Source organism: Saccharopolyspora antibiotica (assembly GCF_047200635.1).
Taxonomy (GTDB): domain Bacteria; phylum Actinomycetota; class Actinomycetes; order Mycobacteriales; family Pseudonocardiaceae; genus Saccharopolyspora_C.
Map to the genome: position 1 here is coordinate 219697 of NZ_JBJZOI010000008.1, position 7314 is coordinate 227010.

6 protein-coding genes are annotated in these 7314 nt (G+C 72.2%); 3 read left to right on the top strand and 3 right to left on the bottom strand.

The features are described from left to right. The first annotated feature begins 88 nt into the window (after positions 1-88). Together ACL03H_RS08950 and ACL03H_RS08955 are read left to right on the top strand one after the other, a co-directional pair. The gene (locus ACL03H_RS08950) at positions 89-1282 is read left to right on the top strand and encodes a CaiB/BaiF CoA transferase family protein (protein WP_412810651.1); all 1194 of its coding nucleotides are present in this window, start codon (positions 89-91) and stop codon (positions 1280-1282) included. After that, entirely contained in the window at positions 1279-2460 is a 1182-nt protein-coding gene (locus tag ACL03H_RS08955; protein ID WP_412810652.1) for an acyl-CoA dehydrogenase family protein, read from the top strand. The genes ACL03H_RS08950 and ACL03H_RS08955 overlap by 4 nt, the downstream gene beginning before the upstream one ends. Positions 2461-2581: 121 nt before the next feature. Here ACL03H_RS08955 and ACL03H_RS08960 read toward each other — a convergent pair whose 3' ends face one another. Together ACL03H_RS08960 and ACL03H_RS08965 are read right to left on the bottom strand one after the other, a co-directional pair. Beyond that, positions 2582-3340: an SDR family NAD(P)-dependent oxidoreductase gene (locus ACL03H_RS08960; RefSeq protein WP_412810653.1), complete on the bottom strand. Its 759-nt coding sequence runs from the start codon at positions 3338-3340 to the stop codon at positions 2582-2584. 50 nt (positions 3341-3390) lie between these two features. After that, a complete protein-coding gene (locus ACL03H_RS08965; RefSeq protein ID WP_412810654.1) occupies positions 3391-4842 on the bottom strand; it encodes an amidase in 1452 nt (483 codons plus the stop codon). A gap of 205 nt (positions 4843-5047) precedes the next feature. Between ACL03H_RS08965 and ACL03H_RS08970 the strand changes: the two genes are divergently transcribed. Beyond that, positions 5048-6223, top strand: coding sequence for an MFS transporter (locus ACL03H_RS08970; protein WP_412810655.1), 1176 nt, complete (start codon positions 5048-5050; stop codon positions 6221-6223). Here ACL03H_RS08970 and ACL03H_RS08975 read toward each other — a convergent pair. Then, positions 6220-7032 (bottom strand): SAM-dependent methyltransferase, encoded by an 813-nt coding sequence (locus ACL03H_RS08975; protein ID WP_412810656.1) that lies wholly within the window; start codon positions 7030-7032, stop codon positions 6220-6222. The two genes, ACL03H_RS08970 and ACL03H_RS08975, sit on opposite strands and share 4 nt — an antisense overlap. Positions 7033-7314: the final 282 nt, after the last annotated feature.

The window sequence follows — 7314 nt, forward strand, 5'->3', positions numbered from 1 at the left end:
TCGCCGCCGGGCCCGGGCGGGTCGGGTGGGCGAAATCGGTGCGGTGGGGCGGCTTCCGCCGAATCCGGAACGCGGGAGGGTGCTGAGCATGGGCCGCTCGTTGCCGCTCGACGGTGTTGTCGTGGCGGACTTCAGCCGCGTGCTCGCCGGTCCGTACGCGACGATGGCGCTGGCCGACCTCGGCGCCACCGTGATCAAGGTCGAGCGGCCCGGCGCGGGCGACGACACCCGGAGCTGGGGTCCACCGTGGACGGAGAACAGCTCCGCCTACTACGAGGCCGTCAACCGCAGCAAGCGCAGCATCGTGCTCGACCTCGACGAGGAGCGGGACCGCGCCGCCGCGCGCGAACTCGTGCGCCGGTCCGACGTGCTGGTGCAGAACTTCCGGCCCGGGGTGCTCGCGCGCTGCGGGCTGGACCCGGACTCGGCGCTGGAGCTCAACCCCCGGCTGATCTACGCCTCGGTCTCGGGCTTCGGCTCCGGTCCGGGGGCCGAGCTGCCCGGCTACGACTTCGTGGTGCAGGCCGTCGGCGGCCTGATGAGCATCACCGGCACCCCGGACGGTCCACCGGTGAAGGTCGGGGTCGCCGTCGTCGACGTGCTCACCGGCAAGGACCTCGCCCTGGGGGTGCTGGCCGCGCTGCGGCAGCGGGACGGCACGGGCGAGGGCCAGCACGTCGAGGTCAACCTGCTCTCCAGCCTGCTGGCCGCGCTGGTCAACCAGATGAGCGGACTGCTCACCACGGGCATCCCGCCCGCCCGGATGGGCAACCGGCACCCGAGCATCGCGCCCTACGAGACGTTGCGCTGCGAAGACGGACTGCTGGCCGTGGCGGTCGGGACCGACGCGCAGTTCCGCCGGTTCACCGAGGCGCTGGGCCTGCTCGGCATGGCCGACGACCCGCGCTTCGCCGCGAACTCCGAACGGGTCGCCAACCGGGCCGCGATGGTGGCCCGGCTGGAGAACGTGCTCGGCGCCCGGCGGGCCGCGGACTGGCAGGAGCGGCTGCAGCGGGTGGGCATCGCCTGCGGCCAGGTCAACGACCTGGCGCGCGCCGTGCACCACGCCGAGTCGCTCGGCCTGCGCCCGGTGGTCGATCCCGGTGACGGCGGCATCGCGCAGGCCCGGATGCCGATCGAGTTCTCCGGGATCGACGTCGTCGATCCGCAGGCACCGCCCCGGCTGGGGGAGCACACCGACGAGGTGCGCGCCTGGCTCGACGGGGCACCGGGCCCGCTGCCGCCGCTGTCCGAGGATCCGTACCGAGGAGGTCACCGATGAGCGCCCGACCCGACTTCGACCCGCGCGATCCGCTCGGCATCGACGCCGAGCTGAGCCCCGAGCAGCGCGCGCTGCGCGACAGCGTCCGCGCGCTGACCCGCGACCTGGTGCTGCCGCACGTCGCGGACTGGTTCGAGCGCGGTGAACTGCCGCAGGCCCGTGACCTGGCCCGGGAGCTGGGCAGGCTCGGCGTGCTCGGGATGCACCTGGAGGGCTACGGCTGCGCCGGCGCCTCCGCCGTCGACTACGGCATCGCCTGCGAGGAGCTGGAGGCCGCCGATTCAGGCCTGCGGTCGTTGGTCTCGGTGCAGGGCTCGCTGGCGATGTTCGGGATCTGGCGCTGGGGCTCGGAGGAGCACAAGCAGGAGTGGCTGCCGCGGATGGCCGCGGGCGAGGCCATCGGCTGCTTCGGGCTCACCGAACCCGACCACGGCTCCGACCCGGCCTCCATGACGACCCGGGCCCGGCGGGACGGCGGTGACTGGGTGCTCGACGGCCGCAAGATGTGGATCACGAACGGCAGCATCGCCGACGTCGCGGTCGTCTGGGCGCGGACCGACGAGGGCGTGCGCGGGTTCGTGGTGCCCACCGACACGCCCGGGTTCTCCGCCCCGGAGCTGAAGAAGAAGTTGTCGCTGCGCGCCTCGATCACCAGCGAACTCGTGCTCGACGGGGTGCGGCTGCCGGAGTCGGCCGCGCTGCCCGAGGCGGTGGGCCTGCGCGGTCCGCTGAGCTGCCTCAACGAGGCCCGCTTCGGCATCGTCTGGGGCGCGAACGGCGCGGCCCGCGCCTGCCTGGAAGCGGCGCTGGACTACGCGGGCACCCGGGAGCAGTTCGGCAAACCGCTGGCCGGGTTCCAGCTCACCCAGCAGAAGCTCGCCGACATGGCGGTTCGGGTGCACGGGGCTCGGCTGCTCGCGCTGCACCTCGGCAGGCGCAAGGACGCCGGAACGCTGCTGCCGCAGCAGGTCAGCTTCGGCAAGCTGGACAACGTGCGGGGGGCCCTGGAGGTCGCCCGCACCGCGCGGACCATCCTCGGCGCGAACGGGATCTCCTTGGAGTACCCGGTGATCCGGCACATGACGAACCTGGAGTCGGTGCTGACCTACGAGGGCACCAGCGAGATGCACGCGTTGACCATCGGCCAGGCGCTGACCGGCACCGCGGCCTTCCGGTAACCAGCCTTCCGGACACCGCTGCTCTCCGGGGAGCCACCGTCCGGGGACTGCTTTCGAGCGACGAGTGTCCCGGCCGGTCGTCGGTGGAGGCCGTCGACCGGCCGGGCTCAGCGCGAACCGCTCACCAGACGGTGAAGCCGCCGTCGGAGACCACGTTGCTGCCCGTCATGTAGCTGCTGGCGTCGGAGGCCAGGAACACCGCGAGCGGCCCCAGCTCCTCCGGCCTGCCCGGGCGCTGCATCGGCGTCTGCTCCATCCAGCTGTCGAACCACTCGGGCTGCGTGTTCCGCACGCCCATCAGCAGATCGGTGCCGATGTAACCCGGCGAGATCGAGTTGACCCGCACGCCGCGGCGGGCCCATTCGCCGGCCAGCGACTTCGTCAGCATGATGACGGCGGCCTTGGAAGCGTTGTACGAGACCTGCGGCTGGGGGTGGTTCGAGACCATCCCCGACATCGAGGCGATGTTGATGATCGAACCGGACCCCTGCGCGAGCATCTGCTTGCCCACCTCGCGGGAGCAGTAGAACACCCCGTCCAGGTTCAGGCCCACGACCTTGCGCCAGGAGTCGTCGCTCATCTCCTCCGCGGCCTCGTTGCGCACCATCCCCGCGTTGTGCACCGACACGTCCAAGTGTCCGTGATCAGCGACGATGCGCTGCACCGCGGCGGCGACCTCGGCGGAGTTCGTCACGTCGAGCGGGAGGAAGTCGCCCTCGACCTGCTCGGCCGCGGCCTTGCCGGTCTCCGGGTTGATCTCACCGATCACCACGTGGGCCCCGGCGGACCGCAACGACTTGGCGATCTCCAGCCCGATGCCCTGCCCGGCGCCGGTCACCAGCGCCACCTTGTCCTGCAGGGAAAAAACCTCGGTACCCAATTGTCACCTTCCCGAAAAGCCGACCTATCTAGGTGCAGCCTCGCACACGTTCAGGTCAGCGCGGGCGGAAGGACGGCGTGCACCCAATCAGTGGCCTGCTCGTAGGCGTGGCCGAGCTGGAGCAACGACCACTCCCCGTGCCCCCGGCCGACCAGCGACACCCCCGTGGGCACCCCTGCCGCCCCGAACCCGGCGGGCAGGTTCAGCACCGGGTGCCCGGACAACGTCCACGGCGCCGCGACCTCCATCCACCGGTGGTAGGTGTCCATCGGCCTGCCGTCGATCTCGTCCGGCCAGCGCGACCCGGCGTCGAACGGGAACACCTGCGCGCTCGGGGCGAGCAGGAAGTCGTAGCGGTCGAACAGCTCCGAGACCGACTCGCGCCAGGCGTCGCGGCCCGCGCGGGCCGCGGCGATGTCCTGGACGGTCAGCTCCAGGTAGCCCTCCACCTCGTACAGCGCCTCCGGTTTCATCCGCGCGCGCGAGCCGGGAGACCGGTAGACGTCGTGCAACTTCTCGCCGACCATCCAGCGCCGCCACAGCAGGAAGGTGTCCCAGGCCCGCTCGACCGGCAGCCGCGGCACCGGTTCCACCACGCAGCCCAGCGAGGCGAACCGCTCCGCCGCCCCCCTGCACAGGTCGAGCACCCCGGGTTCGGTGGCGAGGTAGCCGTCGAAGTCACCGACCCAGCCGATCCGCAACCCCGAGACGTCCCGGTCGAGCGCCCCGGTGAACACCGCCGGGTCCTGCGGCGCGCTCAGCGGCGCTCGCTCGTCCGAGCCCGCCATCGTGGACAGCAGCATCGCCAGGTCGCGCACCGTGCGCGCCATCGGCCCCGGCACCGCCGGGTCGCCGACGAAACCGGGTGCGGGTATCCGCCCGAAACCGGGGCGCAGCGAGAGCACGTTGCAGAAGGCCGCCGGATTCCGCAGCGAGCCCATGAAGTCGCTGCCGTCGGCCACCGGCAGCAGCCGCATCGCCAGCGCCGCCGCGGCCCCGCCGCTGCTGCCGCCCGCGGCGCGACCCGGGTCGTAGGGGTTGGTGGTGGTGCCGAACAGCGGGTTGAAGGTGTGCGAGCCGAGCCCGAACTCCGGCACGTTCGTCTTGCCCACCACGATCGCGCCCGCCGCGCGCATCCGGCGCACGAAGATCGCGTCCTCGGTGGCGGCGCCGGTGTGCTCGAAGCCCTGGGTGGTGGGAAAGCCCTCGGCGTCGGTGAGGTCCTTGACCGCGATCGGGAAGCCGTGCATCCACCCGGCCCACTCGCCGCGATCCAGCTCCGCGTCGCGGGCGCGGGCCTGGGCCAGCACGTCCTGCTCGTCGGCGCGGGACACGATCGCGTTGACCAGCGGGTTGAAGCGATCCATCTGGGTCAGGAACGCCTCGGCGACCTGCTCGCAGGTCAGTTCGCGCCGCCGGATCGACCAGGACAGCTCCACGGCGTCCAGCCGCACCGGTTCCGGCACGCTCGCCGACGGGATCCCGCTCAGTTCGGTGACCACCCGGCCTCCCGTCGGTTCGGCCCGCGACCGGATCACGGCCGCCGCTTCGACCGTGTCGTGCCCGGCGGTGCGCCGTCAAGCCTGCGGTTGAGCGCTTTTCCGGCCGGGTCCGGAGGGATCCGTCACGTTGGCGTTGCCCAACGCCGCACCGGTTCCCAGTCTGGTGGTCAGCCGTTTCCGGCGGTGACTGGCGAACGGAGGAGCGATGTCCGCAGCGGTGGTCGACGATCGTCCGCATGCGCTTTCCACCGTCCGGGTGCTCTCCTCGGTCGCCTCGGTGGTCACCGTCGGCGTGTTCCCGGTCTTCCTAGTCGGTGGGCTCGGCGTGCAGCTGCAGCAGGAGCTCAGCTTCGGCGCGGCGCTGCTCGGCGGTGCGGCCGCCGGGTTCTTCGCCGTCGCCGCGCTCGCCTCGCGCGGCATGGGCTGGGTGGTGGAGCGCATCGGCTCCCGGCTCGGGATGCGGATCGGAGCGGCGGGCAGCGCGCTGTGCCTGCTGGGCATCGCGGCGGTGCAGGACGCGGGCTGGCTGCTCGCGCTGATGTGCCTGTCCGGACTGCCGAACTCGCTGTCCCAGCCCGCCGCGAACCTGCTGATCACGCAGGGCGTGCCCGCGAACCGGCGCGGCATGGGATTCGGCGTCAAGCAGTCCTCCATCCCGGCCGCCACGCTGCTGGCCGGAATAGCGGTGCCTGCGATCGCGCTGACGATCGGCTGGCGCTGGGTGTTCGTGTTCGCCGGCGTGCTCGGACTGGTCGCCGCGCTCGCGGTCCCGTCGCTGCCGGGCGCCGAGCGCTCCAAACCCGCCGCCGTCGCCGGGGGGAGCGGGGAGTCCCACTTCGTGGCGCTGCTGCTCATCGCGATCGCGGGCGGACTCGGGTCCGCGGCGGCCAACGCGCTGGGCGCCTTCGTCACCACCACCGCCGTCGACGTGGGCTTCAGCCCGGCCGCGGCCGGGCTGGTCCTCTCGCTGGGCTCGGCGGCGGGGCTGACCATCCGGTTGCTGGCCGGGATCGTCGCCGACCGGTGGGAGGTCAACCTGCTGCGGCTGATCACGGCGATGCTCGTGGTGGGCTCGTTCGGGTTCGTGCTCATGGCGCTGGACTCGACGGTGCTGTTCCTGATCGGCGTGTCCGTCGGGTTCGGCGCGGGCTGGGCGTGGCCGGGTCTGCTCAACTTCTCCGTCGCCAAGATCGCCCCTGATCGGGTGGCGAGCGCGACCTCGTTCACCCAGACCGGCATCTACTTCGGTGGCAGCGCCGGGCCGCTGCTGTTCGGCTTCCTCGGCGAGCACGCGGGCCTGGCGTCCGCCTGGATCGCCGCGGGCATCGCGGCGGTCCTCGCCGGTGTGCTGCTGCTGTTCGTCCGACCCCGGCGCGGCTAGCGCAGCTTGCGGGCGACCCCGCCGTGCAGGATCCGGTAGCCGGAGTGCCGGTGCACCAGCTGGTCGGGCTCCGGCCGCCAGTCGCCGAGGTAGCAGACCCCGGGAGCCTGCAGCGCGAATCCGTCGAAGCACTCCGCGATCCACTCCGCGGGCCGGGCCACCATCGGATCGGCCGTTTCGGCGTAGAACGCCGCGAGCAGGTTCATCGGCTCGGGCTCCTCGCTGCCGGTGAGGTGCGAGATCACCAGCGCGCTGCCCGGGGGGACCGCCTCCTGGTACGCGCGCACCAGGCGCAACGGCTCGTCGGCGTCCTCCAGGAAGTGCAGCACCGCCGACATCACCAGCGCCACGGGTTGCTCGAAATCGATCAGGTGCGCCGCCTCGGGCGAGCGCAGGATCGACGTCGGGTCCCGGATGTCCGCCTGGATGATCCCCGCGCGGGGCTCGTCGGAGAGCAGCGGCCGGCTGTGCGCGACGGTGAGCGGCTCGTTGTCCGCGTACAGCACGCTGAACCGCCGGGTGCGGCGGCCCGCGACCTCGTGCACGTGCCCGATCGTGGGGATGCCGGACCCGAGCTCGATGAACTGCCGCACGCCGCGGGCCAGCAGGTGTTCCACGGCGCGCCGCAGGAAGGCCCGGTTCTCCCGGAACACGCCGGCCACCCCGGGGATCGCGGTCTGCAACCGCTCGACGAACTCCCGCTCCACGCCGAAGTTGTGACCACCGCCCAGGAAGGCGTCGTAGATCCGCGCCGCGCAAGGCCGATCGATGTCCATCGCCCTGGACAACAGGCGTTGCGCGTCGACCATGGTGTGCTCCTCGTCTTCCGTCGGCGACACCGTACAGTAGTCGTTGGTTCACACAACGTGTCGAAGCGGTCCTGTCCCAGGCACGCCCCGCGACGGAACTCCACAGACGGAACCGCAGTCGCGGACCCGGGGGCTACTGCCGATCGGGGGTATGGTCGTGATCGTCAGCGGCTGCCGGCGCACGCGCGCCCGGCTCCGCTCCGCGCGAGCGCTCGCCGCCGGTGGGATGAGGCCGGACGGGGCCGCGACAACCCGCTTCTGGAGGTGCTCATGACCGAGGTA